The organism is Paenibacillus amylolyticus, assembly GCF_051136285.1.
Classification (GTDB): domain Bacteria; phylum Bacillota; class Bacilli; order Paenibacillales; family Paenibacillaceae; genus Paenibacillus; species Paenibacillus amylolyticus_F.
Genome location: NZ_CP194938.1, coordinates 3,536,958 through 3,563,706, shown reverse-complemented (window position 1 = coordinate 3,563,706; position 26,749 = coordinate 3,536,958). Strand labels below are relative to the sequence as shown.

Genomic DNA, 26,749 nt, shown 5'->3' with positions numbered 1-26,749 from the left:
CGTTATCTTCGGACAGGGGTTCGACTCCCCTCGCCTCCATTAGATTCAAGTCAAAAGCAATCAACCAGTGTTCTGGTTGGTGGTTTTTCTGTTTATGATATAATAAGCATAAATTTAGATTGGGGGATTCCAGATGTTTGAAACTCGAGAACAGCTCCAAGAAATCTTAAAAAAAGCCAATCAACATGCGCGGAAACAAGCTAAAGAATCGGGAGCTTCTATTTATTATATAAAGAACAACAAACGCGTTCGTGAGGATGCTGAAGGCAATAAATTTGAAATTATATTTGATGCTACTGGGAACCGCCAGGAGTTTGAATATCATGAGTGAAGCCAGACCAGTCACGACTGTGTTTGCTGGAACCAATGGAGCAGGGAAAAGTACACTCAGCATGCAAATGAGAGAGTGGCTTGGTGAACTGGTTGATCCAGATCAAATTGCTAGAGAGTTGAAGCCAGAGAATCCACGGAGTGCTGACCTATCTGCTGGTAGGGAAGCTGTAAAACCATTCCTTACGGCAAAGAAGGTAGCTACACGCTGAAATTTGCCTCCAAAAAGGGTGTTACTGAGTTTTCGCTATGAGCAAACAGGAGTGATCTTCACATCTCACAGTGGAGGTCGTTTTTTTGTGCCTACTAAATCAAATCCGCTTCTAGTTCAGCATTCCTCTATCTGCCTCCCTGACATTATACGAAAATATACCAGAAAAAAGCGATAAAAGGTGTTGAGACTCTTCCAGATTCAGGCATATAATATACAATTGTATGCAATCCGAGGGAGCGTGAATCTCTCGTAAATCTGAGAAGAATGGAGGGTTCCTTATTGCGTAGGAAGTTAAATCTGATGTTACGTCTAAGAGAGTTTATGCAGCGCAAACCCAAGACACTTGCCTTTAAAATCCCCTTTGCGTACTTTGTTATTATTCTGCTAACGGTGGCGTTTAGTGCGTTGGTACTGAATCGAATCTCGGAAAATGACGCGCAGCAAAAGATCAACGAATCGTCCCTGCAGACGATTACGTCGATCCAGACGAATGTGAATCTCATGATTGAGAACGTGAACAATTATTCGAAAATGATTTTCTCCGATCCCAACCTGCAGAACCTGCTTCGGCAGGGCAACGTGTACTCCAATTTACAGATGCAATCCAAGGTTAGTTCGTACTTGACTAATCTTATGCAAGCGGTTCCAATTATTGATTCTGTCTACATTTATGATAACTCGGGGCATCGTTTTTCGGTGGGCACACAGCAGTGGCCGGCTTTTCTCGAAGCGAATGTGAAGGATGCACCGTGGTATGAGCAAGCTCTGAAGTATAAAGGGCGATATTTACTCAGACTAAATGGCGGTGACAGTAACGAAAAGGAAACCGGAGTCGGAGCGTTGACAGAGAACATAAACAACACGGTATACACACGGGCAGATGTAAAAGAAAGTAAACTTCGAAATTTTCCTCATCATGAATCTGCTAACAATGAAACAATCAAAAACATGATTAACAAGGGTCAAGGTACTGAGCAATTTAATAGAGAAAATCATGAAAACAACAAGAACATGGACAGCAAAAATACCAACAATTTAACCAATAGTCAAAATGTCGGCAGGCTCCCGGCCAACGGAGAGAGTTCCGAAATGAAGACTGAGAAGGAAAAAGAACAGGATAAAGTAAAGGATAACGAAAAAGAGAAACAAAAAGAAAAAGTGGTCTCTTTTATTCGTTTGATGCGTGACCTGGATGATACATCTCCGCTGGGCTTTCTGGTCATGAACATCAAGGAGAAATCGATTGCTCAGGCTTACGCTAATCTGCCGGCTTCCGATTCATTTCAGGTAGCCATTTTGGACGAACATCAGCGAATCATTGCAACCAACTCCACTACACATACCACAACGAATATGACAACAGATGCTACAACGGCTAAGGTCTCTACAGCATCATCGACATCTTTGGCATCTATAGCTTCAGCAAAATCAACCGCACATATAACAACTCTGGTATCTACAGAATCCGAAGAGGGTACTGCGCCTGATGCACCCTCGTCTACAGCTCAGAAGCAGGTGGGTATGCAAGAAATTTTGGAGTCCAATCAAGCGGAGTTAACACAGGCATTCCAGAAACAGCCGTCAGGCGTCCTGACTCTACATTCAGGTGGGCAGGATTACGCGGTGACCTACCACTCAGCTGGTGAGGATCAGTGGAAATATATCAGCATGAGTCCGTACCGCGCAACCGATACACGCAGCACATCTTTTGTTCTGCTTGCTTTCATATTGCTGGCGGTCAATGGGTCTGTCTTTTTTGTCAGCTCATTTATTATCTCTCGAAGTGTCATCAAGCCCATTCATAAGTTACTCCGATCCATGCAAAAAGCACCCAGTGGCAACTTCCGCAAAATCAAAGTGGAGCTAAACAGTTACGAATTTGAACAGCTGTATAGCGGATACAACCAGATGATCGAGCAGATTGAACAGATGCTCACGCGCATTATTCAGGAACAGCAGACGATTCGCCGAGCCGAGTTGAACACCCTCCAAGCACAGATCAAACCACATTTTCTGTATAACACGCTCGACTCAATCACCTCTCTGGCAATGTCCGGTATGAATGACAAGGTGTGCGAGATGCTGGAGGCACTCGGAAGCTACTATCGGCTGAGTGTAAGCAAGGGCAATGAGGTCATTACACTACGTGAGGAGGTTGAGATTGTAAGTCATTATTTGACCATCCAGCAGGTACGTTATCCGGGTGTATTTGAGGTGCAATACGATACCGACCCAGACTGCGAGCATATGATGATTCCAAAACTCGTACTCCAGCCGCTGGTGGAAAATTCACTGTATCATGGGATTCGCGCCAAAGGTAGTCCAGGTATTATATGTATTCAGGCTCGACAATCAAGAGATGCCGTTACAATAACACTCACTGACGATGGAGTAGGCATGTCTGAGGAACAAGTGCAGCAAATCCAGCGTACAGAAAAACAAAAAATCATTCGACCTGCGTCTAATCAGTCAATGTCCGGCTCCTTCAGCGCCCGTGATCTAACTAATATAACTAATCAAGCCAATCCCTCCAACTCCTTCAAACTCGCTTCCACTTCAAGGGCTGTGTCAAACTCGACCTCCAATGTGAATACAAGCTTTGGTCTGTGGGGAACGATGGAGCGGCTGCGTATTTTTTATGATCGTGAAGACGTGTTGAAGCTTGAGAGTGTGCCCGGAAAAGGAACCACCATAACCATTACCATCCCGAAGGAAGGTGCATCATGGAACCATTAAAAGTAATCATCGTGGATGACGAATATCTCATCCGAAATCTGCTGCGTATGCGTATCGATTGGCAGCAGCAAGGTATGCAGATTGTTGGCGAAGCCTCCGATGCTGCGGAAGCTTTGGAGCAGATTGATTTGCTACATCCGGACATCGTATTCACAGATATTTATATGCCCAAGATGGACGGCATTGAGCTAAGTGGTCTGATTCTGGAGCGTTATCCAAGTGTCAAAATTGTAGTGGTGACGGGACATAATGAATTTGAATATGCACGTCAGAGTGTGAAGCTGGGCATATTTGATTTTATTTTGAAACCCATTCGAGCTACTGAGTTATTAGAGGTTACTAGCAAGCTGCGAGCGGCCATCGAGCAGGAGAGAGGGCGGGAGTATGAGCTGACCAAGTTGAGGGGGGAGATGAAGCGCAGTTTGCCGTATCTTAAGGAACGTTTTGTAAATCAGTGGCTGCAGGGGGTGCTGCATGAGGAGGAGATACGCGAGCAGGTGCGCTTCTACGGCATATCTATCCCATCAATCACGTTGAACTCTCAAGTAGCCGTGATAGAAATAGAGGCATCTGCACCATTACAACAACGTGAACCAGAGCAGTGTGATACCCGTGAAACTCATGAAATCCAACATTCGTTAGAATCTCATGCCCATGCTCATTCCGATGGTCAGCTGAATCCTCATTCATATGTCACAGAGGAAATCCATATCCTGCTGCGCATAGAGGGTTTGAATTATGTTCAGGCCTATTATGAGCAGGATGCGCAAAAAGTCATCGTGATGGACACACATAATCGGATCGTCATTCTCGCAATTGCCCCTGACGCCAACCTAGCTGCTCAGATGGAGCATCTTCAGGAAAAACTACAGCAATCACTTACTGTCGAAGGCATTGAAGTGCACGTGACTGTCGGGATGGGACAGGTGCATTCTGGGTCGGAGGAGGTCAATACGGCGTATCGGGAGGCTTGTCGTGCTCTAGAGTTTCAGGCGTTTGCAGGGAAAAATCAGGTGATCTACTTTGAGGATCTTGTGATTGGCAGTCAGCACACTAGCCAGCCTTATCGCTCGGATGCAGGCCAGCTTCAGCAGCTACAATTCTGCGTTAGTATTGGGGCGGAGGAAGAGGCGGTGTCCAAACTTGAGCATATCCTGTCTGCGCCTTTTTCCAACGTAGCACAGTTCCGCTTGGCGGCTATGGATGTGATCACTGAATGTCAGCGTGCCGCAATGGAACAGCAGCTTGAGGGCGAGCAGGTGTTTAACAAAGAAGCTGTCGCTATGATGCTGATGGCAGAGCATTTACCAGAGCTGAAAATAATGTTGGAGCAGCATGTCCGCGCAATGGCTGGTGTGATTCAGGTGAAGCGACAGGCCAAAGAGGGCAACCTGATTGACCAGGTCAAGGCGTACCTTGAAGAGCAGATGGGCAATGCGGAGGTGGGGCTGTCGAGTACGGCTGCGGCATTTTACGTAAGTCCGGGTCATTTGGGTCGTTTGATGAAAAAAGAAACCGGGCAGACGTTTGTTGAATATTTAACACAACTTCGTATGAAAAAGGCCGAATCGCTACTGAAGCAGACCGATTTGAAAGGGTATGAGATCGGGGAGCAGGTAGGCATCCCAGACCCGCACTATTTCAGTGTTTTGTTCAAAAAACAGTTTGGCCGATCCATGAACGAATATCGGAATGTCAAAAGTTAGTCCTGCGCATTTCACTATTTGGTCACGCTTTCATATATGTTCGAATATTACAAGTTGATGCCTGTTTTCTAAATGGAGAACGCCGCGCTCAATTACTAAAATATGGGTACATAGTTGAATTGCTTTTTACACAATAACGGAGAGGACAGAAAAAACCTGAAGGAGCAAAGCCAAAGCTTTCTGAAAGAAAGCTGCATCGAAAGAATACACTTCATCTTTATCACGGGATTGTACCCTTTCAAAAGGGAATCAAAAAACTGGGGATAACAGCGATTGTAAGGTTATTCTGTCATCGGAGTGTATGTGTAAATATCTGAGTTCAACGATGTATATAACCAAAAACAGATCAGGGAGGTCATATGATGAAAGCGCTATTAAAGAAATCTTTAAGTCTATTTCTGGCTCTGGGGCTTGCAGGCAGTCTGGCGGCATGCTCGTCTGGATCAAACGGAGGGGCTCAAGGAGAAAGCAATGGCAAGATCAAGCTGACGCTGTGGGATCAATCGGTTGGTACGACAGATCCATCGGCTAAATTGCTGCCCGAGATTGTGGAGAAATGGAACAGTGAGCATCCCGACATCCAGGTTGAACGTACAGGCACAACAGGGGAACAATACAAAACCAAAGTAAAAACGTCCATCGCCGCTGGTGAATCACCAGACCTGTTCTACGGCATGGGCGGAGGTAGCTTCATGCAGCCATACATTAAATCCGGTAATGTGCTGGAGATCACAAGTTACCTGACAGACGATATCAAGGAACGCATGGGGCCAGGAATGGCTGAGGCTATCAATATGGATGGCAAAATCTATACGCTGCCTGTGTACACACACATTGCTAACCTTTACGTAAATACGGAACTGTTCGAACAGGCGGGTGCCAAAATCCCGACTACATATAACGAGCTGCTGGATGCAGTCAGCAAATTGAAAGCAGCGGGCATTACTCCAGCTGTGATTGGGGAGAAAGACCGCTGGCCGGGCATGTACTGGTATGACATGATTGCGATGCGTCAAGCCGGGAATGCGGCGGTAATTGAAGCGTTTAAAGATCCCTCCAAGTGGAATTCACCGGACTTTGTGGCGGCGGCAACCAAGATGCAGCAGCTGGCAAAGGCCGGAGCATTTAACAGCAGCATGTTTAGTATGAGCTATGACGAGATGCTTGGGGCATTTAATGCAGGTAAAGGGGCGATGATGTTCCAAGCCAACTGGGTGAATGCAGGTATTGAAGACCCGTCTGCCTCGGCAGTTAAAGGCAAAGTAAAGGTGATTCCATTCCCGGTATTTGAGGATGGCAAAGGCACCAGCACTGAAATCTTCGGCGGAGCCGTCGATGGTTTTTACATCAGCCAGACAACCAAGCATCCGAAGGAAGCTACGGAATTCCTCATGTATCTGAGCGAGCAACTCGGCACACAAGGTTTCCTGGCGGGAGCGGGACTGCCAAGCTGGAAAACTGATTCACTCGACACGTCCAGCTTGTCTTCACTTGATCTGTCTGCTGCGGACATTATGAAAACGGCAACCTCCTTCATCGCTTGGTGGGATAACATCCTGCCTGCAGAGTCTGCTGAAGCACACAAAAATCTGATCGCCCAGCTATTGGCTGGTGACGTGACGCCTGAGGAATTCTGCAAACAGATGGCGCAGCTGAAACCAACGGAATTAAGTCTGTAGGTTAACCAAGCAAGCAAGTATAGGCTTATGCTGTGTGCGCGTCCTTTCGAAGTTTATACGGAGTGGATTGTGTAAAATCTTTAGTTCAACTTATATAGTAATCAAAATAATGCCCAAACGAGGCGTGATCCGGGATGTTCCGGTCACGCCTTTGAGAGGAGAAGAGCAATGAACTCTGTATTTTCCAATAAAGGTACGATCGCCGTGTTTGTGCTGCCTACATTGATTCTGTTCTGCGGCATTGTGCTGATTCCGATTTTTGTCTCCAGTTATTACAGTTTGCTCGATTGGAATGGCGTAGGGAAGGGCGCGTTTATCGGCCTCGACAACTATGTGGAGATGTTCAAGGATACCCGAGTGATTAACTCCATCAAAAACTCCCTGCTATTTGCAGGTGCTTCTGTATTCATTCAATTGCCAATCTCCTTGGTGCTTGCGCTGATTTTAGCGTCCAACGTCAAGGGAGAGGGCTTCTACCGAACCGTATATTTCATACCCGTACTAATCTCTACGGTAGTGATTGCCCAGTTATGGTCGAAAATTTATAACGCCGATTATGGTCTGTTAAACGTGCTGCTGCAAAACATCGGTCTAGCCAGCTGGGCGCAGGACTGGTTGGGTCAGAAGCAAACTGCACTGACCGCATCCTTTATTCCAACGCTGTGGCAGTACATGGGATACCATATGCTGCTGATGTACGCGGGCGCTAAATCCGTTTCCCAGGATGTGCTGGAGGCAGCTCGAATCGATGGTGCTTCCCGTATGCGTGTGGCTTGGTCTATTATGATCCCGTTGATGAAGCCGATTCTGAAGGTGTGTCTTGTATTTTCGGTGATCGGGGCGTTCAAGGTGTTTGACCTGATCTATGTACTGACGGGCGGTGGGCCTTTTTATAGCACAGAGGTGCCAAGCACGCTGATGTACGCCACGATTTTTGACACGTTCCGGTACGGATATGGCAGTGCCATTTCGGTTTTTATCATTGTGGAATGTCTGGTGTGCACCATCCTTATTAATTCATTGTTCAAGACGGAGTAGAGGGAGGGAAGAAGCATGAGTACCGTTAATGATATCATATTGCAAAAAAAGCCCCAGCCGCGGCGCTCCATTACCGGAGCCATCGGCAAAGTATTGCTGCAAGCATTTTTGATTCTTATCGCTGTCATTCAGATCTATCCGCTGATCTGGCTGGGGCTGTTCTCCCTGAAGGATAACAGTGAAATTTTCAGCGGGGACGTGGCAGGGCTGCCCAAAGCCTTTCTGTGGAGCAACTATACCAAGGCACTGTCTGATGGGCATGTGCTGAACTATTTTATGAATAGTGTGCTGGTTACGGTAGTCTCGATCGTACTGGTGTTAATTCTGTCCTCTATGACGGGATACGCGATCACAAGAATGAATTGGAAACTTAGCGGGCTAACAATGACGATGATACTCATGGGCATGATGGTGCCGATTCATGCGGCGCTGTTGCCATTGTTTATTATTTTGAAAAACCTGGGTCTGCTCAACAGCTACTGGGCACTGATCATCCCGTATGTAGCCTTTGGTATTCCGATGGCGGTTTTCATTCTGGGTAGTTTTTTCAAAGGTATTCCGAGAGAGATGGAGGAGTCGGCGGTCATTGACGGCTGCGGCATATACCGGACGTTTTTCTCGATTATTCTACCTCTCGTAACCCCGGCGATATCTACGGTGGCGATCTTTACGTTTTTGTCGTGCTGGAATGAGCTGATGTTTGCGGTTACGTTTATTAACAATACGGCGTACCAGACGCTGACGGTGGGTATGATGTCGATGGTTGGGACGTACATTACGCAGTGGGGCATTATTGGTGCGGGTCTGATGATTACGACCGTACCAACGGTTGTAATCTACCTGCTGCTGAACAAACAGGTGCAGAAGAGTATGATTGCGGGTGCAATCAAAGGCTGATCCGTACGATGAAGTTTGCTTCATGGGAAAGAGATAGCGGATTCAATGAATTTTAGATAACGACTCCATAAGTTGTGACGATTACACTAGACCCGGGCTTGCGGCCGTGGAATAATAAGGGAGAGTTGATCCGAGCAGTCAGAGAGGGGAATGTGGTTACATGGTGGAACAGTCGTTAGTTGAGCAGGTATCTGTACAGGAAAAGGTTGTGGCTTTTACGTTTGATGATGGCCCACATCCAGTATACACCCATCAAGTGTTGGAAATTTTCCGCCGCGCAGGCGGGCATGCGACATTCTTCATGATTGGCAAGGAGATGGAGGCATACCCGGACATTGCGGCAGAGGTGCACCGTGAAGGACATGAGATCGCCAATCATACATACACCCATCCGAACCTGACCGAGCTTACGCTGGAAGAGGCCGGAGAGGAACTGCAGCAAGCGGAACGTCTTGTTCAAGAAGTCACGGGCAACGCTGCACGAAGCTTCCGGCCGCCTTATTTTGGCGTAAATGAAGACATTCTGGCTCTGGCTGCGGAGCGTGGTTACCGGACGATCGGTGCGGTGAACGGCGGTGCACAGGATTGGGACAATCCTGGAGTTGACCACATTTTGGAGCATACTCGTTCTGTGGTAAAACCCGGCAGTGTGTTGATCTTCCATGACGGGTACGGGGATCGTTCCCAGACCGTAGAGGCGGTGCGTGTTCTGGTGGAAGAATTGACGGCGGAAGGGTATCGGATGGTTACAGTAAGTGAATTGTTGAGAATGGCCGAGTAACATACTTTAAGCTATATAATGAAGCGGCATAAAACAGAGGAGACCCATCATTCTATAGAATGAGAGGGTCTTTTTGTTGCAACGAAGCAGAATATCTCTCATGAATTTTACTTCATGCTCCAATCTACTTTATAATAGTAGGCTAAACTAGACTGCGTTAGGAGGAAACTATGGATTTTATCAGAAACCAGTTAAAGGAACTTGGCATGACTGAACCCTCCATCGGGTACTTTTCCAATGTCATTATGATTATATGTATCGCGCTGATCTCGATGATTGCCAATTATATCGCCAAACGGCTTGTACTCAAGAGTGTGCATCGGATCGTGAGCCATAACCGGTTCAAATGGGGGCACATCGTCGTTCAGAAAATGCTGTTCCAGAGGCTGTCACACCTCGTACCGGCTATTATTATCTATTACACGGCGTATATTTTCCCGGCCTATCAGGCTTTGATTGAAAAAGCGGCCATGACCTACATGATTGTCATCATGATTACGGTGCTGAATGCATTGCTTAACGTATTTGATGATATCTATCGTACCTATGAAGTGTCTAAAATCCGCCCAATCAAGAGTTACATTCAGGTAGCCAAAATTGTGTTGTTTATCATTGGCGGTATTATTGTTATCTCTAGTCTGGTCGGACAGAATCCGTTAATTATTCTCAGTGGACTCGGGGCTTTATCGGCTGTATTAATGCTGATCTTTAAAGATTCGATCCTGGGTCTGGTCGCTGGTGTGCAGCTGTCGTCCAATGATATGGTGCGTGTAGGCGACTGGATTGAGATGCCGAAATACAATGCGGATGGTGACGTGATCGACATTACCCTGAATACGGTGAAAGTCATGAACTTTGATAAGACGATTACGATGATCCCGAGTTATGCGCTGATTTCGGACTCATTCCGAAACTGGAGAGGCATGCAGCTATCCGGCGGCAGAAGAATTAAGCGAAGTATTTATATCGATATTAGCAGTATTCGTTTTTGTGATGAAGAGATGGTGGCCGAGTTCGAAAAGATTCACTATTTATCTGAATATGTGACGTCGAAATTAAAGGAAATTGAAGCTTATAACTTAGAGCATCAAGTGAATCGAGAGAGTAATGTAAATGGCAGACAACTCACCAATATTGGTGTGTTCCGTGAATATATCCATCAATATTTGCGACATCATCCGAAGATCAATAAGGATATGACGATGATTGTAAGACAGCTTGCTCCTGAGGATCGCGGATTACCTCTCGAAATTTATGCGTTCAGCAGTGACACCAACTGGGGTGTATATGAGAATGTGCAGGCAGATATTTTTGACCATATTTTTGCGGTGGCATCAACGTTTGGACTGCGTGCCTTCCAGAATCCAACGGGCCATGACATTGTGCAGCTCAAGGAAAATAAAGAATATGTACGTGAATATTGATAGGCTGCCCTAACTTACCAAGTTAGTTTTTGAGTTATGCTCATGTATTACGTGTCATTTTGTTCAATATAAAGCTCTAATATAACATCAGTATGTAGTTCCGATATACGAAAGGGCCATTAACCTCTCCGGTTGATGGCTTTTTGTCTATGATATAATAGGGCATATTTTAAGGACAGAGAACGAGGCGAGCCAAGAAGGTAATGAGTAGAGGCGATGTATCTGCTGAAATTGCTATTTCTTCTTTATAGAGGTAAGGGATTACTCGTTTAAGAGATCAGGATACAGTACAGGTACAGGCAGGGGGAGTATGGATGGAGAGCATAACGGATTGGAATGCTTATATCGAGCAGTGGAGCCGAACCGCTGTACATTTGCAGTCTATTCGTTTATATCGCGGCGAGGGTGAGGAGAGTACGGATTTGTCCGAGCTCAGGCTTGAAGGACGCACTGGTTTTTTCTTCATTCTTACGCGTGGAGAGATTCGGATCAGGATGTCCGATAAAATGTATCATTGTCACTCACCTTACATTTTGCATGGAGGAAGGGAAGAGAATACAAGTTTTAAAGCGCCAGATGGGAACCAGAACTGGGCAGGTTATCTGATCGAATATACAGCGTCGCCTGCATCATTGGAGGATCAGGGGAGTCTAGCTCTGTCTTATGGGTTTACACCAAACGCGATGCTGTCAATTCAGGAGAAATGTGAAGCCGTGGGACGTCTGTTGAAAAGCAATGAGCCGTTAGATCGACTACAAGCCCAATCCATCTTTTTGCCGTTGGTGTACGAGGTTTTGAGCCAAAAGCTGCGGACACTTGCGCATACAGAGAGCGTTAAACCCAATATTGTTACTGAGGCAATTCAATACATTCAAGCACACTATAGTGAATCCATTACAGCGGAGAAATTGGCGGGCAGATATGATTGTAGCACCAGTTACTTATCGCGTTTATTTCGCAATCAGATTGGACTGGGGCCGATAGAATACTTGATTCATGTGCGTGTCCACCGGGCCAAGCAGCTGCTCTTGAAGTCAGATGCACGAATTCAGGACGTTGCAAGCAATGTGGGATATGCCGATGTATATTATTTCAGTCGATTATTCAAAAAATACACGGGTCATTCCCCGCTTCAGTTTCGCGCAGAGCAGCAGCAGAAAGCTCGTGTGCAGGTTCAGAATAATCCATTACACAGGTTGGAATCGTCTATTGTCTCCCCTCCTTTTCATTCTCATAATGAGAATGAGTCTTATTATCAACAAGATAAGGAAGGGGACACATCCATGTTTCAATTTTCAAGACCTGCTTTTGGAGCCATGATGGTATTATGTACATCTTTGATTCTTAGTGCATGTCAGGCAAGTAATACAACAGGAGGGGCTGCGGCTCAAGAGTCTACGAGCCAGACAGCTGCAACGACTGCATCAGATAGTACTGCTGCGCAAACGAGAATTTATAAACACCTGAAAGGTGAGACCAACATTCCTGTGCATCCACAGCGTGTCGTCAGTTTCTTTCATCTGGGTGAGCTTGTCGCACTTGGCGTAAAGCCGGTGGGCACAACGACATATGTTCTGGACAACCCGCATATTAGCGACAAAACAGGAATTACCGATATCGGCATACCGCCTGATGCGGAGAAGATTCTGTCTCTGCAACCAGACTTGATTGTAACAACACCTGCATTAGCCGAGATTGTGGAGGGTGGGTATGATGCGCTGAGCAAGATTGCTCCAACCCTTGTGATTGAGCAGAATAATGAGCCCATCAAAGATATAGAGATGTTTGGTGATATTCTCGGTAAACAGGAAGAAGCGAAGCAGTGGAATGAGAAGTTTACAGCCAAAATCGCAGAGTACAAAGCGAAGATCAGCCCTTATGTTCGTGCGGATGAAACGTTCTCCATATTGAACGTACGTCCAGATGCCATTTTTGTATACGGAGATACCAATATGGGTGGCAATATTATTTATAAATATCTTGAATTGAAGCCAGCGGCCAAGGTAGAGTCAGATGTCATTCATGGCGAAACATGGGAGGTATCCACCGAGGTGATTCCCGAGTTTATCGGTGACCGTCTGTTCCTTGCGGTGAATAAAGGTGCGGAGGACAAGCTCAAGGATGTACAGAAGCTGATCGATGCCTCACCAGCGGGGAAATCAGGCCATGTATACTCTATTGATTTTGATCAGTTCCTTCCAAGTGACCCTGTTGCGGTAGAGAAACAGCTGGACATCATCACAGATCTATTAATGGGAGATGCCAAATAAGGTTATGGATTGATTCAAGCTGGCGTGGAGGGGTAGAATAACGGGAGAACGATGCATATTTTCCAGTCTTGCTCAGGAAAGATCATACTACCTTTTACAAAGGAGAGTTCTCGAATGAATCATATCCCGGAATACACGTTGAATGATGGCTTGAAGGTGCCTGCCATTGGATTTGGTACGTATAGTTTGAAAGGGGAGGCGGGCGTTCAGTCTATTGTGTCTGCGTTCGATGCAGGGTATCGCTTAATTGATACGGCGTACAACTACGAAAATGAAGCTACCGTTGGTAGAGCGATCAAACAAAGCTCCATCGCGCGCGAGGAACTGCTCATTACCTCCAAGCTGCCGGGCAGATATCATGCCTATGACAAAGCGTTGGTCGCGATGCAGGAATCGCTGTATCGAGCCGATCTGGATTATTATGACCTGTACCTGATCCACTGGCCTAATCCGAAGAAAGACATGTATGTAGAGGCATGGCAAGCCTTAATTGAAGCGAAAAAACGGGGATATATCCGCTCCATCGGTGTCAGCAACTTCCTGCCTGAGCACAATGAACGACTGATTCAGGAGACGGGCGTGGCGCCGAGCTTGAACCAGATTGAGCTGCATCCATTCTTCGACCAAGCTGATCAGCGGGAGCAGGATGCGAAGCATGGCATTGTCAACGAGTCGTGGAGTCCCATTGGACGTGGTAACGATGCTTTGCAGGATATTTTAAAAGATAAGAACATTCTTCGCATGGCAGAGACACATGGCAAAACGCCAACACAGATCATATTACGCTGGCATATCCAGCTTGGCTCTATTCCAATCCCCAAGGCAGGCTCCTTGCAGCATCAGCAGGAGAATATTAATATTTTTGATTTCGAGCTGAACGCAGAGGAGATGCAGGTTATTACCTCATTTAATCGCCCGGATGGACGGTTGTGGAACCAAAACCCAAGTGAGTATGAGGAATTTTAAGAGTTTACCAAGCATTTGAAATAGAACGAATAGAAAAAGAGTGCCCTCGTCCATAAGGACAAGCGGCACTCTTTTTCTAAATGGAATGATTTACTGGCTAACATCTAACCAGATTCCCGAACTCGTCTATGCTCGGACATCTTCTGGGCTGCGTCGCTTTATGACAAGCCTGCTCAGCCAGATGCCTTATACACGCGGAATACGGAACGTCAGAATCTCATAGGGTTTGATGTCAAAAGCAATGCGTGCATTCTCCACACGGCACTCCGTTTCGATATTCTCCAGCAAATCACATGCGTACGCAGTGGAACTTGTTCCCTCAGGCAATTGCAGGGAGGCGCGGCTGCGACGGCCATGAGCTTCGTAGACACGGATGATCATGTCATCGTTGTCCTCGGCTTTTTTGATAACCTCCAGCACGACATTCTCCTGATCTACGGATGCAAGTGACCACGTATCCGGTAGCGTACCGGTTTGCTTATCAACTTCAAGGCCGACCAGCGGACGGTTAAGATCATAAGCTGCCTGAATGACACGTCCCTCGCGGAAATCACCCTGATGCGGATACAGGGAGTAGGTGAAATCATGTTGCTCTTTGTCGGCATTTTCGTTCGGATAGGTCGCGCTCTTGATCAGGGACAGGCGCATCACCGAATTGTGAATGTCATATCCGTATTTACAGTCATTCAGCAAGGCCGCACCGTAACCGCTCTCGGCCAAATCAGCCCACTTCTGACCACATACCTCAAACCGTGCCTGATCCCAACTCGTATTGCGGTGTGTAGCGCGTTCCACGTTACCATACTGGATCTCATAGACAGCTTTTTCACTCCAAATATCGAGTGGGAAGGCAGCTTTCAGCAGCAAATGCTCCTGTTTCCAGTCTACGAAAGTACGGAAGTCGATTCGCCGTGTATGTGCATAGAAAATGATAGTCTGTTCAACGACAGAGTCAAGGAACTGCCTTTTCACTTGAAGAACGGAACGTACGGGTCCGCTTTCTACCCATTCCATCGACTGAAGGTCGTTAATCTCCCACATATGTTGTTCATAATATTCGTCAATGTTCCATGCTTCGTACTCCGCAGGGCGATCCTCGAACACTTGAAGTACATTGCCGCGCTCGCCGGATTGAAGCAATTCACGCCCCTCCAGCTTGTCCCACACGGATATAAATTCAGCACTTTCATTCAGGCGAATGTCATACCAAGGAGTCTCGATGGAACGCTGATCGGACTGCCACTGGACAACGGATACACCTGCACTGCCAAGTTCAGCAGCGGCGTCCGGTGTGATGCGGAACGTTTTGTATCCTGATGCAGGCACATTTTCTGCAAGGAACACAAGACCGCCTTCTGGTGTGTACTGGCTTGGTACAGGACGATCTCCATCGTGTACCGTTACTTTTCTCGCAAAAGTAGGCAGTTCCACCACGTCTGTCCGTGCAAAGCCGGTCGGGTTAAAAACAACAATCCCTTCGCCGTCTGACGTAATCTGGCTCACAATCCCGTTCAGGGCGCTACCTTTCAGTTCATCCGTGACACGCAGCACCTCTTCATATTGCTCCTGTGAATCGACGTATACTTGCTCAATGGAGCTGCCCGGCAGAATATCATGGAACTGGTTCAGCATCGTCAGTTTCCATGCATGCTCCAATGCGTCTGTTGGATATACAGCCTGTGCATCGGCCTGACGTTGAATCATGGAGAACAGCTCGGCATCTGCCAGTGCAAATTCGCTGTGACGATTATACTTTTTATTACGAGCCATGGATGTGTACGTACCGCGATGATATTCCAGATACAGCTCTCCTGACCAGCGCGGAACCGAGCGTACTCCGTCTAGATTCTGTTCCAGTTTTTCAAAAAATTCACGCACAAATGTACGTTTCACCGTGGGTACACCGGGTAATCCTTTTTCAAGTCGTCTCCCGTGTTCCAGCATTTCTTCCGTTGGTCCACCACCGCCGTCTCCGAATCCAAAACATTGCAGTACATCGGTGTTGATGTCTTTGTTCTGATATCGCTGCCATGTACCTTTCACTTGTGAAGCATTAAAACGTCCATTGTACGTGGTTTCGAAACGATGCTTTCCGAATTCCGGGTGTGGAATATAGTCTTTGGCCGTAATGAAATGTGTCAGAACCTCAGAACCGTCAATGCCTCTCCAATACATTGTATCGTTAGGGATCTGGTTGGTATCATTCCAGGCAATTTTGGTCGTCATAAAATAATCGATTCCGCTCTTGCGCATAATCTGCGGCATCGCTGCACTATAACCGAATACATCTGGCAGCCAGAGTACACGGTTCTCTACGCTGAACTCTTCCTTGAAGAAACGTTTGCCATAGATAATCTGACGGATCATTGATTCACCCGAGATCAGGTTACAATCCGCCTCCAGCCACATCGAACCTTCGGCTTCCCAGCGGCCTTCGGCAACTTTTTCTTTAATTTTCTCATATAAAGATGGGAAGTCTGCTTTCAGATATGCATAGAGTTGTGGCTGGGAGGACATGAACGTGTACTCCGGAAATTTATCCATCAGATAAAGCACACTCGCGAAGCTACGGATAACCTTCTCCCGTGTCTGATCCAGTGTCCAGAGCCAAGCCACGTCAATATGGGTGTGACCAATACAGTGAACGGTCGGGATATGATCACTCTCAGGACGAGTTTCTCCGTAGATATGGTTTTGCAGATATTGGCGTGCTTCCAGCACCGATGCGTGAAAAGCTTCGCTATTTTCTTGGCGTAAATCAAGCAGATTTACAGCTTCGTTCAGTTGTTCAATCAGCTTCAGGCGCTCCAGATCGTCCTCGCGCAGCAGCTCTGCCGCATCCAGTGCAGCCTTCAGGTCATAATACAAATTCGAAACGGGCTCATGATGTTCTGCAATATATACGTTCAGGAAAACGTCAGCGGCAGATGTACTGCAATAGGCATACAGTGCCAACTCAAACTCTTCCCCTTTGATAGCAGCAGGAGTCAGGTCGATCTCGGTATGATTCACATCCAGGCCGCAGATCAGCTCTCCGTTCAGAAAGGCCAAAAACTGCGGGTTATCATAATTCCATATATCTGTGGCACCGGTAACGATGGCGCAGACGACCTTTTTTCCCTCCAGGTGGTCGGGAATGCAAATGCGGGTTTTGAAGCAGCTGTGTACATCTTTGCCGCCCCAGCCGTCACCTTTGCGGAACACGTTCCATGAAGAAGGATCTTCATGCACGAGATCCCAGGTATGGTATCCGCTCTCTTTATGATAAAGCTCGGGTATATATGTCTTAGACGTTAATTGCGCACTTTCCAAGTGTTTCACAATCGTTTGGATTCGAGTAGACAAGGAATTCAATTTCATATGTGTTTCCCACCTTGGTATTTAGTAAGTACAGGCTGTAAGGGTTACTTCAACAACGATAGAAGCTTAATTATTGAAAACGCTGACATTTTAACTTTATCATATCAAACGAAAAATGTTAGAAACTACGTAATGTATGCTGAAAATGCCGTCTTTTTATTGCATTTCATGCTAAAATGAACGTATGAATGATCAGGGAAGGAGCATGTCCATGACATCATCGGTTTTGGCATATGAGAAGGGATATGCGATCCATGTGAACCAGCCGGGGGATTCGCTTTATTATCACCTGGACTACGACGAGCGTTCGCATGATCTCAATATGGAGTTTCAGCATTTTCATGATTTTTATGAAATTTGCATTCTGCTCGATCGCACCGCTGCGCACATTATTGAAGGCAGTTTATACGAGATTCAGCCCTATGATATGGTGCTGCTTCGACCTGCTTTGCTTCATAAAACCCAATATCCGAAGGGCTCACCGCCCAAGCGGTTAATGATTAATTTTGCTATACCGCGTAGTATGCCTGGACTTGAGAACGGTTACAGTGAGCTATTTACAATATTCAATGCACAGGTTCCTATTTTCCGCTTCTCGGAAGAGCGGCGTAAGGAAGTTCTTGCACCCCTCAACGACATTTTTGCGATATCACAGCAGTTATCTCCTATTCAATCGGTGGCTATTCATCATAAATTTGTCGAATTTCTATGTGGTCTTCATCGTTATGCGGCAGAGAATGACTATGTACGAGAGGAAACGGGATCATCGATGTCGCGGCGGATGTATGCCATTGCATCCTATATTCACAGCCACTATCAGCAGGAACTATCGCTGGATGAGGTGTCCAGACGCTTTTATGTAAGTGCCCATCATCTGTCTCGCCAGTTCAACAAAGTCACAGGTTTTACGTTCACGGAGTATGTACAGATGACCCGGATTCGAAATGCTCAGCAATTGCTGCTGCATTCAGGTGAGAAAATTACGGAGATTGCTGCTCAATGCGGCTTCACCAGCTTTTCGCAGTTTAATCGCATTTTTAATAAACAGAATGGGATGTCACCAAGTGCGTATCGCCGCAGCAGACCAGCACAGGACGAGCGTCAGATGGTGTTTGCAGGTGAAGGGCATAAGGTGACGACTTCGAGCGACCCGAGCGGTGGGGCGGTGGGAGTTAATAGAGCGTCCGTAATATCCTTGTAGACGAGCAGCGTGAGAGAAAGATTAGCAAAAAAACAAAGAGCTAGCTATTGGGTTCGAAGCTGGCTCTTTGTTATAAAAGGAAGTGGGGAAAACACCGTTATCTTATTAAGAGTAGTGTTCGGTTAAAGTTTGTTCTAAGATGTTGCAGCGAGCGTTAAAATTCCGTCATTTATTCTGTATACCTTATCGCAGTAGGCAAGCATACGCTCATCATGGGTAACCATAATGGCTGCTTTTTGACGTGATTTTACCTCTTGTGACATGAGACTGACCACTTCATGAGCTCGTTTCGTATCCAAGCTTGCGGTGGGTTCATCCGCCAAAATAAGATTGGGGTCATTCATTAAAGCACGAGCAATGGCCGTCCGCTGTTTTTCGCCACCTGACAATTCCTCTGGGAAGTTTCGAAGCTTTTGTCCGAGCCCCAGCTCTTCCAGCAGCTTCGTTGCAAATTGCCGATCTTCCTTGCTAATGGCGCCAGACATTCGTTTAACGACGAGCAGCTGGTCAAGAACGTGCAGATAAGGAACTAAATTGGAGGATTGCATAATAAAGCCGATCTCTCTCAATCGGATATTAGCTAATTTTTTCTCCGTAAGCGTTGATATTACATTTCCATTGAGTCTGACTTCTCCTTCGGATGCCTTAAGCATAGCCCCGGCAATAGACAAGAACGTACTTTTACCTGATCCGGACGGTCCAACGACTGCGACAAATTCTCCGGGTTCCACAGACAAGGAGACATGATCAAGTGCCCTAATCTGATGACTTCCTTCACCATAAACCATCGTAACTTCATCCATCTGTAGTCCCTTAATCATCATTCAACCCTCCCGAGTGCTTTGAGTGGATCAATCTTAGTAATTTTGCGAACCGATACCATCGAGCTTAACATTGCAATTACGAGCAAGATGATGGAATAGGTCACGACAAGACTGGTCTCCAGCTTGAATGGCATACCTTTAGGCATAATTGCAGCTGTTCCATAAGTCAGTAAGATACCAATGATAATACTCGTCAGAGACAGTACGAATACTTGGGATACAATGGCTTTACTCAAAAATTGGTTACTGGCACCTATGGCTTTCATAATGCCAAACGGATTGGTTTTTTGCATCGTGATGACATAAAAGAATACACCCAGCACAAAGGCGGATATGGCAAGCAAAAATGCAAGCATCATCAGAATCGTACCGTTTTCTTCCTTATATCCGGGCATGCCTTGTACAGCTTCATCCCGAGTAACGGTATCCGTACCAGACAACTTGTTATTCATTTCAGCTGAATCTATATTTTTGCCTTGAAGCATGATTGCATTGACGGGCTCTGCCACTCCTTTATCGGAACCAGGAGCCGCAAAAGCAACCTGCCTCCATTGATCCATCGGTGTAAATACAGATGCAACATGGTTATACGTCTCATCCTGCACAAATCCGATAATCGTTAAGGATTGTGTCGTACCATCTAACTGAAAAGTATCCCCGAGTTGAAAACCCTCTTCTTTCAGGGTTGTATTCACCACGACACCCGTAGGGTTATCCGAAGATAGAGGTTGACCTTCGACTACATTCGGTTCCAGGAAGCTCCCCGGAATAATGCCTATGATTGCAATATCGACCTTATCTTCATTCTTTGAACTTTTTCCCTTCATAGCTGTTGCCATCGTACTACCCATGGGTGCGGCGGCTTCGACATTAGGTAACTTTTCCGCCTCAGTTACTCGTTGACCAGACAATAAAGACTTGCTCATGGAGGATTGGGAGCCCTCTTCAAAAATGACATAGTCTGCTTTCATATTTTTGAAGGTAGATGCAGCTAGTGTAGACAATCCATTGCCTAGACCGGATAAAATAAAGACAAGCCAAGCGATCAATACAAAAATAATGATAATCATCAGAAATTTCAGTTTGCTATGCATTAATTCTTTTATAGCTAAAAACACACTCTCAACTCCTTTTATGGCACTTGTGTCAAATTCGAGGTGTCGCGACACACGTTCTCACTTATTAAACAATATAAATGACACATGTGTCAAATTAGACCCAAGAAGAAAACTTAGCTCTTGGCTCCTCCAATCCACGTTTGAAAAAGCAGTCTACCCCAATCGGCTGTAGGCATATTCAGCATGTTAGGTGTGTTAAATAAGTTGAAAAAGACACCAATAAGTACAGGTAGAGGGATATCTTGGCGCAGAGATTGATCCTGCTGGGCGCGTTCAAACAAACGTGATAATTGAATTTTGAGCGTCTGATGCGCATCTTCAATAAATTCAAGGTCTCTCGCTGCTGCAGGAGAGTTGGAGGTATTAATTTTATTCGCATCCCCTAGAAGCTGATGGAGCGCAGCTTCTTCAACGTAAATAAGAAGCAGTTCTTCAAGGGCTTTCATTGGATCGGACTCATCAACGGTTGACGCATGTTCTAATACATTAGCGATGACTCGCTTCATACAAGCAGCTACAATCTCTTCTTTATTGGAGTAGTATTGATATATGGTACTTCGAGCTCCAGAGAGATGCTCAGAGAGCAGCTTGAGATGAAAGCCATCATAGCCATGCTCAAGTACCAATTTTTTGGTCATATCCAGGAGTTCTGTCTCCGTAAATGATTGTTTTCTTCCCATAGACAATCTCTTCTTTCATATGATTTAAAACGTGTCTTGTGGTAATAGAATGGTGCAGTGTACTACCACCCATTTCACTGATTATATTCAGTTTAGCATAAGATACCCGAATGCCGAATATAGACCATTGAAAATGACAGGGGATCCATCTTAATTAGTTGTCTCTAAAAGCATTACCGCGTTAACGATTATTTTCGCCCCACTCGCAAAGTTGTTCCAGCACAGGTAAGAGTGTCTGCGCTTTGGATGTCAGTGAATATTCTACTTTGGGTGGAATCTGCGGGAACTCCTTGCGCGTAACTAATCCATCAGCCTCCAGCTCCTTGAGCTGTGCACTTAAAACTTTGTAAGTAATCGCTCCAATCTGCCGTTGCATTTCATTGAAGCGAACCGGTTGTTTGGCAGCAAGCAGATATAAAATAATCATCTTCCACTTTCCGCCGATGACTGACATAGTGTAGCCAAATGGTGTATCTTGAATAGTCATATTCTCGCCGTTAAAGTCGGATATGCCCATGTTTACACTATCCTTTCAGATAGTACCTATCTTTATTGTGCGTACTATCCTAATCTTTTTGCCCAGTCTATACTAGCCTTAATTTAAAGTAAAGGGGCTAGTTACATGACCACAATTCAAACGTACAATCACGATCTTTGGGATCATGGCATCTCTCAAGGCTACTGCGTCAACAATACTTTGTACATTTCTGGACAATTTTCTCATAATGCAGAAGGCAGCTTTGTTGGAGAGGGTGATATTCAGGCACAAGTATTACAGACATTAGAGAATTTGGATATCGTATTAGCACAGTTTGATGTAACAAAGTCTAATCTCGCATATGTTGAAATATATTTGACTCAGGCCCAGAAGCACGGGGAGATCGCTATCGAAATGTTTAAACAATATATTGGTGAGCATCGGCCAGCAGGCAGTCTGATTGGGGTGAGTTATCTGGCGTTCCCGGAACAATGGGTGGAGATTCGAGCCGTTGCTCATATCGGTTAACGAAAGAAAAGCAGAGGGGTTAGCGTTAACATGAATAAAAGGCAACCAGCCAGCCAACCAAACCTGTCTGAGTAAAGAGACCCTTCGGATGGGACGTAGCTTCAGAATATAAAAGGCATGTGCCTCAATCCACCCGCCAATCTTTTGCATTCAATATGGGAAACAGGTAAGAGAACGGAGCGATCACGTCATGAAACATTTGATCATCAATGCAGATGATTTCGGTCTGTCTCCAGGCGTGAACCAAGGGATTGTTAAGGCATACCAAGCTGGAGGGATCAGCAGTACAACGTTAATGGTTAACATGCCTGGCTTTGAAGATGCTGTAAGGCTGGTACGCTTACATCCGGAACTTGGGGTGGGTCTGCATTTCAATCTGACCTATGGTCGGCCTATATCTGATGTGAGGCTTGTGCCGTCTCTCGTTCAAAGAGATGGCTGTTTTTATCCGATTAGCGAGATCAGCAGCAGAGAACTGTGCGAGATCGAGATAGAACTGTTGGCCCAGTGGGAGCGGTTCATTGCCACGGGCCTGTATCCAACACACCTGGATGCGCATCATCATTTGCATCAAGTTTGTCCAGAAGTATATGAAGCTATGGCGCAGTTAGCGGTCAGAGAGAACATCCCGATGCGACGACTACAGCAGCCACATAACTTGAATGGAAATCCAGCTTTGCTGCCGATAACTTCGGATCAGGTTCTGCTGGACACTTATGAAGCGGATAATGGGTTACAGAAGCTGCTCTGTTATCTTCATAATCTGCCAAACGGTTCGACTGAAATCATGTGTCACCCAGGATATGTAGACGAGCCATTACGGTTGATTTCCAAACTAACTAAAGAACGGGAGTTTGAGATGGCCGTATTTTGTAATCTCGCAGTCAGCAGAACCATTCAGGCCCTTGGTATTCGTCTGATCCATTACGGTCTGCTCCAATCTGCCATGAAAGGACCTGTACCTACACGATCAGGTGCCGTTTTCGATACAGGCATTGTGCCTCCCGTTGTACCAGTACTGTCCCCGAGGCCGATCAGAACAATAGCGAAACGGAAAAGCTTTGGGAAGCGAAAGCTCCAGTTCCGCTCATTGCAAGGGAAAAAGGGGCGTCAGCGGGCTTTCCCCCGAAAAAAGACACGAATGGCTGTGAGGAAAAAGGAGAAAAACAGGTGAGAGCCTCATCCTGGATTATATGTTAGATGCGTGTTGGATATGAAAAAAAACAAAAAAGCAAATCCGCTAATAAACGGGTTTGCTTTTTTCTAACTTTACTATGACTGTATAGGTATATGTGAAAATAGTGCTCTCTTTTTACACCAAATCTTTGGGTGCAAGTTCAATGGCGGAACGAATAGCGGCTAGCATGCTTTTGTCGTCAGCGATGTTTTTGCCTTATGGATAAAAACAGCCTGTTACAGGCGATCCGAGATGCTGCGGCAGGACGACACATGCTTACACCGGAGATCGCATCCAAGCTTGCTGCACGCCTGTCCGCAATGACGAAAAGCCATCAGGTTCATTTCAATGCCGAGAAGCTAAGGCATGCAAGGGTAGAATTCACCGAGCGAGAGAAACAAATTATTGCGCTTATGATTCAGCCGATGACCAATACTCAGATCGCTGAGGCATTGTACATGAGCGTAGGTACAATCAAGAACTATATCAGTGTCATTTACAGTAAGCTAGGCACCAGTGATCGGATGCAGGCTGTAGCGTATCTTCATGATTTTATGGTGGTGGAAAAATAGATAATGATGGTTGTGTAGCATAACAGGGCAAGAGGCCCGTTCTTTCTGGTACGGGTGCTAATCATGCGTACTCTTTGTCGCAGCAATTTTTTGTTCAACAAGACGGTGATTCATTTTAATGAAACGTATGCCGTGTTATTCATGTATTATAGTCATATGAACATACCCGAAGGAGGAACAAATGATGGGAATCTTATCGAGGTTTAGAGACGTGATGAAGGCCAATGTGAATCATATGCTGAACCGGGCGGACGACCCGGAGAGAACCGTGAACGAGTATATGCGCAGTTTGAACAGTGATTTGGGACAGGTGAAGGCCGAGACGGCTGCGGTGCTGGCAGATGAGAGTCGGGCCAAGCGGGCACTGGATGAGTGCCAGGCTGAGGTGAACAAGTTACAGCGTTATGCGGAGAAATCGGCAGAGTCGGGTGATGTGGATATGGCACGGGGCTTTTTGGAGAAAAAAGTGAAACTGGCCGATAAACGCAATGAATTGCAAGCGGCGTATGATCGGGCTTCCGCTAAAGCTCAGATGATGAAACATATGAATGACAAACTTGTTGCAGATTTGGGGAAATTGGAAGCAAGACACGCAGAATTGAAAGGCCGAATGGCCGATGCGAAGGCTAAGCAGCACAGGAATGACCAGAATGCCTCTGTGAGCCGTGCTGAATCCGCATTTAAAGCGATGGAAGATCAAGCGAATCAGGCACTGAATGAAGCGGAAGCACTTGCAGAACTTCGGGCAGGCACACAGGAAGATGATCTGGATGAACTTATTGCCCAGTTAGAGCAGGATATGAACGCAGATGCGGGTAATAGGGAGAGGGAGAATCCAAGTCCAAGTGCGGACGAGGAGCTGGCAGCGATCCAGGAGAAAATGCGGAAATAAGACATCCAATATAGAAATGGAGGTGAACAGATGCCGGTATTAGAGTATAAATGTCCGAACTGCGGTAGCGGCATGATTTTTGATAGTGTGTCCGGTGCATTATCCTGTCCGAGCTGCGGACGTCAGGATAACATTGAGCAGCTTCCCGATCCCTTGAAGAAACAGGTATTTACCGAGGGAGAAGTGAAGGAATATCACTGCAACAGCTGCGGAGCAGATATCGTAACCGAGCCGGAGACAAGTGCAACGACATGCAGTTTCTGCGGTGCGGCCGTAGTGCTGAGTGATCGGCTGACGGGCAATTTGGCCCCGGCGATGGTGATTCCTTTTTCCATCAACAAAGAGCAAGCGAAACAGGCGTTCAAAAAATGGTGCAGAAACGGTCTGCTTACGCCCGGTGGCTTCATGACCGCTGATCGCATCCAGAGTGTTACCGGCATATACGTGCCGTTCTGGCTTTATGATTTACATAACCGAATTGAGGTTCACGCCCAAGGTACCAAGGTACGATCCTATACACAAGGTGACTACCATTATACAGAGACACAGCATTTTGATATTTATCGTAAAATTCGGTTGGAATATGTGAATCTGCCCATCGACGCATCGGAAAAAATGAACGACGAGCTGATGGATAAGCTGGAGCCTTTTCCTTACAATGAGCTAAAATTGTTCAAAACCCCGTATCTGGCGGGATATATTGCGGAAAAATACAGTTATACCGAAGATGAGCTTTTTCCACGGGCCAAGGATAAAACGAGATCCTACATTGATTCCTACATCGCCTCTACCGTATCGGGATATACAAGCGTGAGCTACACCAATAAAGAGATCGATACCAAGCTCAAAAATGCAGACTATGTGCTGTTACCCGTATGGATGGTCAACTATGATTACAACCGTAAACAGTACACCTTTGCCATGAACGGACAGACGGGTAAAGTTGTTGGCAAACCGCCGATCAGTAAAGCTAAAGTGGCCGGATGGTTCACAGGTGTTGCTGCTGTTTCGATGTTGTCGCTGAAGCTGGTGTCGTGGATGATGGGTGGTGGATTCCTGTGAGCAAAAAGAGACCTGTAGCAGTCATGGCTGCGCTAATCGTACTCCTGGTGACCATGCTGGCTCCGATCTTCCCGGTATCATCGGCATCCGCAGCAGAGAACAAAAACCTCATCTACGATGAGGCTAACCTGTTAAGTGAGCAGGATCGGACTGAATTGAATGCACTGGCGAATCAGTATTCGGCCGAGCGGCAGACGGACTTGATTATCTACACCTCTAACAATGAGGAACAGAAAAGTGACGAACTGCTTGCCGAAGAGTTCTATGATAACCGGGCACCGGGATACGATAAGCCACATGGGAATGCTGTTATCCTGACCATGGATATGTATCATCGTGAAGTATACGCAGCCGGATACTACAAAGGTGAAGAATACGTCGATAACAGCAGGGTAGATAAAATTACAGAAAAAATTGCCCCAGATCTGTCGGATGGTAATTATCGGATGGCTTTTGAAAAGTTTTTGAATCTGTCTTACGAATATTTGGACCTTAAGCCTGGGGTGAACCCCGATAATATTTTATTCAAAACATGGTTTCAGCTCGCTGCATCCGTAGCCATTGGTGGTATTGTGGTTGGCGTTATGATGTATCGTTCGGGTGGACGTGTCACGGTGAATCGTGCAACCTATGAGGATTCGGAGAACTCGCATGTGATTGATCGTCAGGATCGATATATTCGCACAACGGTCACGAAGACCAAAATTGAGAAGAATGACAACAATAATGGCGGAGGCGGCGGTGGAGGTACGACCGCAGGTGGACATTCGCACAGCGGCAGCAGTCGGTCGTTCTAACTGTAATCACCAGACACAT

At 46.1% G+C, this 26,749-nt stretch carries 23 protein-coding genes; 18 read left to right on the top strand and 5 right to left on the bottom strand.

Features of this window, described 5'->3' with window-relative positions; genetic code table 11:
* Positions 1–133: 133 nt before the first annotated feature.
* The 11 genes from ACR8BL_RS15665 (at position 134) to ACR8BL_RS15615 (ending at position 14,041) form a co-directional block, all read left to right on the top strand.
* A complete protein-coding gene (locus tag ACR8BL_RS15665) occupies positions 134–331 on the top strand; it encodes a hypothetical protein (protein WP_123066182.1) in 198 nt (65 codons plus the stop codon).
* Positions 324–542 carry a hypothetical protein gene (locus tag ACR8BL_RS15660; protein ID WP_434748496.1) on the top strand — a complete coding sequence of 73 codons (219 nt, stop codon included), beginning with the start codon at positions 324–326 and terminating at the stop codon, positions 540–542. The genes ACR8BL_RS15665 and ACR8BL_RS15660 overlap by 8 nt, the downstream gene beginning before the upstream one ends.
* Before the next feature lie 302 nt (positions 543–844).
* Complete coding sequence (locus ACR8BL_RS15655; RefSeq protein ID WP_434748495.1) at positions 845–3,280, top strand: histidine kinase; 2,436 nt, start codon at positions 845–847, stop codon at positions 3,278–3,280.
* Entirely contained in the window at positions 3,268–4,986 is a 1,719-nt protein-coding gene (locus tag ACR8BL_RS15650; RefSeq protein ID WP_434748494.1) for a response regulator, read from the top strand. The genes ACR8BL_RS15655 and ACR8BL_RS15650 overlap by 13 nt, the downstream gene beginning before the upstream one ends.
* 359 nt (positions 4,987–5,345) lie before the next feature.
* On the top strand, positions 5,346–6,665 hold the full coding sequence (locus ACR8BL_RS15645; protein ID WP_434748493.1) for an extracellular solute-binding protein: 1,320 nt from the start codon (positions 5,346–5,348) through the stop codon (positions 6,663–6,665).
* A 168-nt stretch (positions 6,666–6,833) separates the two neighbouring features.
* Positions 6,834–7,703 (top strand): carbohydrate ABC transporter permease, encoded by an 870-nt coding sequence (locus tag ACR8BL_RS15640; RefSeq protein WP_434748492.1) that lies wholly within the window; start codon positions 6,834–6,836, stop codon positions 7,701–7,703.
* Positions 7,704–7,718: 15 nt separating this feature from the next.
* Entirely contained in the window at positions 7,719–8,600 is an 882-nt protein-coding gene (locus ACR8BL_RS15635; protein ID WP_434748491.1) for a carbohydrate ABC transporter permease, read from the top strand.
* Positions 8,601–8,760: 160 nt separating this feature from the next.
* Entirely contained in the window at positions 8,761–9,381 is a 621-nt protein-coding gene (locus ACR8BL_RS15630) for a polysaccharide deacetylase family protein (RefSeq protein WP_434748490.1), read from the top strand.
* 170 nt (positions 9,382–9,551) lie between these two features.
* On the top strand, positions 9,552–10,805 hold the full coding sequence (locus ACR8BL_RS15625) for a mechanosensitive ion channel family protein (RefSeq protein ID WP_434748489.1): 1,254 nt from the start codon (positions 9,552–9,554) through the stop codon (positions 10,803–10,805).
* A 314-nt stretch (positions 10,806–11,119) separates the two neighbouring features.
* Positions 11,120–13,075, top strand: coding sequence for a helix-turn-helix domain-containing protein (locus ACR8BL_RS15620; protein WP_434748488.1), 1,956 nt, complete (start codon positions 11,120–11,122; stop codon positions 13,073–13,075).
* 114 nt (positions 13,076–13,189) lie between these two features.
* Positions 13,190–14,041, top strand: coding sequence for an aldo/keto reductase (locus ACR8BL_RS15615; protein WP_434748487.1), 852 nt, complete (start codon positions 13,190–13,192; stop codon positions 14,039–14,041).
* Positions 14,042–14,227: 186 nt separating this feature from the next.
* Here the strand turns inward: ACR8BL_RS15615 and ACR8BL_RS15610 are convergent, their stop codons facing one another.
* Complete coding sequence (locus ACR8BL_RS15610) at positions 14,228–17,401, bottom strand: alpha-mannosidase (RefSeq protein ID WP_434748486.1); 3,174 nt, start codon at positions 17,399–17,401, stop codon at positions 14,228–14,230.
* A 211-nt stretch (positions 17,402–17,612) separates the two neighbouring features.
* Between ACR8BL_RS15610 and ACR8BL_RS15605 the strand changes: the two genes are divergently transcribed.
* Positions 17,613–18,602: a helix-turn-helix domain-containing protein gene (locus ACR8BL_RS15605; RefSeq protein ID WP_434748485.1), complete on the top strand. Its 990-nt coding sequence runs from the start codon at positions 17,613–17,615 to the stop codon at positions 18,600–18,602.
* 134 nt (positions 18,603–18,736) lie between these two features.
* On the opposite strand, the gene ACR8BL_RS15600 is transcribed toward ACR8BL_RS15605, so the two are convergent.
* The 4 genes from ACR8BL_RS15600 to ACR8BL_RS15585 form a co-directional block, all read right to left on the bottom strand.
* On the bottom strand, positions 18,737–19,423 hold the full coding sequence (locus tag ACR8BL_RS15600) for an ABC transporter ATP-binding protein (RefSeq protein ID WP_434753140.1): 687 nt from the start codon (positions 19,421–19,423) through the stop codon (positions 18,737–18,739).
* Complete coding sequence (locus ACR8BL_RS15595; protein WP_434748484.1) at positions 19,423–20,544, bottom strand: ABC transporter permease; 1,122 nt, start codon at positions 20,542–20,544, stop codon at positions 19,423–19,425. Before ACR8BL_RS15595 ends, ACR8BL_RS15600 begins: the two co-directional genes overlap by 1 nt.
* Before the next feature lie 113 nt (positions 20,545–20,657).
* On the bottom strand, positions 20,658–21,224 hold the full coding sequence (locus ACR8BL_RS15590) for a TetR/AcrR family transcriptional regulator (protein WP_434748483.1): 567 nt from the start codon (positions 21,222–21,224) through the stop codon (positions 20,658–20,660).
* 181 nt (positions 21,225–21,405) lie between these two features.
* Positions 21,406–21,741, bottom strand: coding sequence for a winged helix-turn-helix transcriptional regulator (locus tag ACR8BL_RS15585; RefSeq protein ID WP_434748482.1), 336 nt, complete (start codon positions 21,739–21,741; stop codon positions 21,406–21,408).
* Between the two features lie 105 nt (positions 21,742–21,846).
* Here ACR8BL_RS15585 and ACR8BL_RS15580 point away from each other — a divergent pair, with 105 nt between their 5' ends.
* The 6 genes from ACR8BL_RS15580 (at position 21,847) to ACR8BL_RS15555 (ending at position 26,730) form a co-directional block, all read left to right on the top strand.
* The gene (locus ACR8BL_RS15580) at positions 21,847–22,230 is read left to right on the top strand and encodes a RidA family protein (protein ID WP_434748481.1); all 384 of its coding nucleotides are present in this window, start codon (positions 21,847–21,849) and stop codon (positions 22,228–22,230) included.
* Positions 22,231–22,420: 190 nt separating this feature from the next.
* Positions 22,421–23,404 (top strand): carbohydrate deacetylase, encoded by a 984-nt coding sequence (locus ACR8BL_RS15575; protein WP_434748480.1) that lies wholly within the window; start codon positions 22,421–22,423, stop codon positions 23,402–23,404.
* A gap of 221 nt (positions 23,405–23,625) precedes the next feature.
* Positions 23,626–23,979: a response regulator transcription factor gene (locus ACR8BL_RS15570; RefSeq protein WP_434748479.1), complete on the top strand. Its 354-nt coding sequence runs from the start codon at positions 23,626–23,628 to the stop codon at positions 23,977–23,979.
* 184 nt (positions 23,980–24,163) lie between these two features.
* Positions 24,164–24,871 carry a PspA/IM30 family protein gene (locus ACR8BL_RS15565; protein WP_434753139.1) on the top strand — a complete coding sequence of 236 codons (708 nt, stop codon included), beginning with the start codon at positions 24,164–24,166 and terminating at the stop codon, positions 24,869–24,871.
* Between the two features lie 30 nt (positions 24,872–24,901).
* Positions 24,902–25,933 carry a TFIIB-type zinc ribbon-containing protein gene (locus tag ACR8BL_RS15560; protein ID WP_434748478.1) on the top strand — a complete coding sequence of 344 codons (1,032 nt, stop codon included), beginning with the start codon at positions 24,902–24,904 and terminating at the stop codon, positions 25,931–25,933.
* Between the two features lie 23 nt (positions 25,934–25,956).
* The gene (locus ACR8BL_RS15555; protein ID WP_434753138.1) at positions 25,957–26,730 is read left to right on the top strand and encodes a TPM domain-containing protein; all 774 of its coding nucleotides are present in this window, start codon (positions 25,957–25,959) and stop codon (positions 26,728–26,730) included.
* Positions 26,731–26,749: the final 19 nt, after the last annotated feature.

Bases quoted from the DNA above. Each gene is read 5' to 3' on its own strand.
- ACR8BL_RS15665 (WP_123066182.1), top strand. From the start codon at position 134: ATGTTTGAAACTCGAGAACAGCTCCAAGAAATCTTAAAAAAAGCCAAT.
- ACR8BL_RS15660 (WP_434748496.1), top strand. From the start codon at position 324: ATGAGTGAAGCCAGACCAGTCACGACTGTGTTTGCTGGAACCAATGGA.
- ACR8BL_RS15655 (WP_434748495.1), top strand. From the start codon at position 845: ATGTTACGTCTAAGAGAGTTTATGCAGCGCAAACCCAAGACACTTGCC.
- ACR8BL_RS15650 (WP_434748494.1), top strand. From the start codon at position 3,268: ATGGAACCATTAAAAGTAATCATCGTGGATGACGAATATCTCATCCGA.
- ACR8BL_RS15645 (WP_434748493.1), top strand. From the start codon at position 5,346: ATGATGAAAGCGCTATTAAAGAAATCTTTAAGTCTATTTCTGGCTCTG.
- ACR8BL_RS15640 (WP_434748492.1), top strand. From the start codon at position 6,834: ATGAACTCTGTATTTTCCAATAAAGGTACGATCGCCGTGTTTGTGCTG.
- ACR8BL_RS15635 (WP_434748491.1), top strand. From the start codon at position 7,719: ATGAGTACCGTTAATGATATCATATTGCAAAAAAAGCCCCAGCCGCGG.
- ACR8BL_RS15630 (WP_434748490.1), top strand. From the start codon at position 8,761: ATGGTGGAACAGTCGTTAGTTGAGCAGGTATCTGTACAGGAAAAGGTT.
- ACR8BL_RS15625 (WP_434748489.1), top strand. From the start codon at position 9,552: ATGGATTTTATCAGAAACCAGTTAAAGGAACTTGGCATGACTGAACCC.
- ACR8BL_RS15620 (WP_434748488.1), top strand. From the start codon at position 11,120: ATGGAGAGCATAACGGATTGGAATGCTTATATCGAGCAGTGGAGCCGA.
- ACR8BL_RS15615 (WP_434748487.1), top strand. From the start codon at position 13,190: ATGAATCATATCCCGGAATACACGTTGAATGATGGCTTGAAGGTGCCT.
- ACR8BL_RS15610 (WP_434748486.1), bottom strand. From the start codon at position 17,401: ATGAAATTGAATTCCTTGTCTACTCGAATCCAAACGATTGTGAAACAC.
- ACR8BL_RS15605 (WP_434748485.1), top strand. From the start codon at position 17,613: ATGACATCATCGGTTTTGGCATATGAGAAGGGATATGCGATCCATGTG.
- ACR8BL_RS15600 (WP_434753140.1), bottom strand. From the start codon at position 19,423: ATGATTAAGGGACTACAGATGGATGAAGTTACGATGGTTTATGGTGAA.
- ACR8BL_RS15590 (WP_434748483.1), bottom strand. From the start codon at position 21,224: ATGGGAAGAAAACAATCATTTACGGAGACAGAACTCCTGGATATGACC.
- ACR8BL_RS15585 (WP_434748482.1), bottom strand. From the start codon at position 21,741: ATGGGCATATCCGACTTTAACGGCGAGAATATGACTATTCAAGATACA.
- ACR8BL_RS15580 (WP_434748481.1), top strand. From the start codon at position 21,847: ATGACCACAATTCAAACGTACAATCACGATCTTTGGGATCATGGCATC.
- ACR8BL_RS15575 (WP_434748480.1), top strand. From the start codon at position 22,421: ATGAAACATTTGATCATCAATGCAGATGATTTCGGTCTGTCTCCAGGC.
- ACR8BL_RS15570 (WP_434748479.1), top strand. From the start codon at position 23,626: ATGGATAAAAACAGCCTGTTACAGGCGATCCGAGATGCTGCGGCAGGA.
- ACR8BL_RS15565 (WP_434753139.1), top strand. From the start codon at position 24,164: ATGGGAATCTTATCGAGGTTTAGAGACGTGATGAAGGCCAATGTGAAT.
- ACR8BL_RS15560 (WP_434748478.1), top strand. From the start codon at position 24,902: ATGCCGGTATTAGAGTATAAATGTCCGAACTGCGGTAGCGGCATGATT.
- ACR8BL_RS15555 (WP_434753138.1), top strand. From the start codon at position 25,957: ATGGCTGCGCTAATCGTACTCCTGGTGACCATGCTGGCTCCGATCTTC.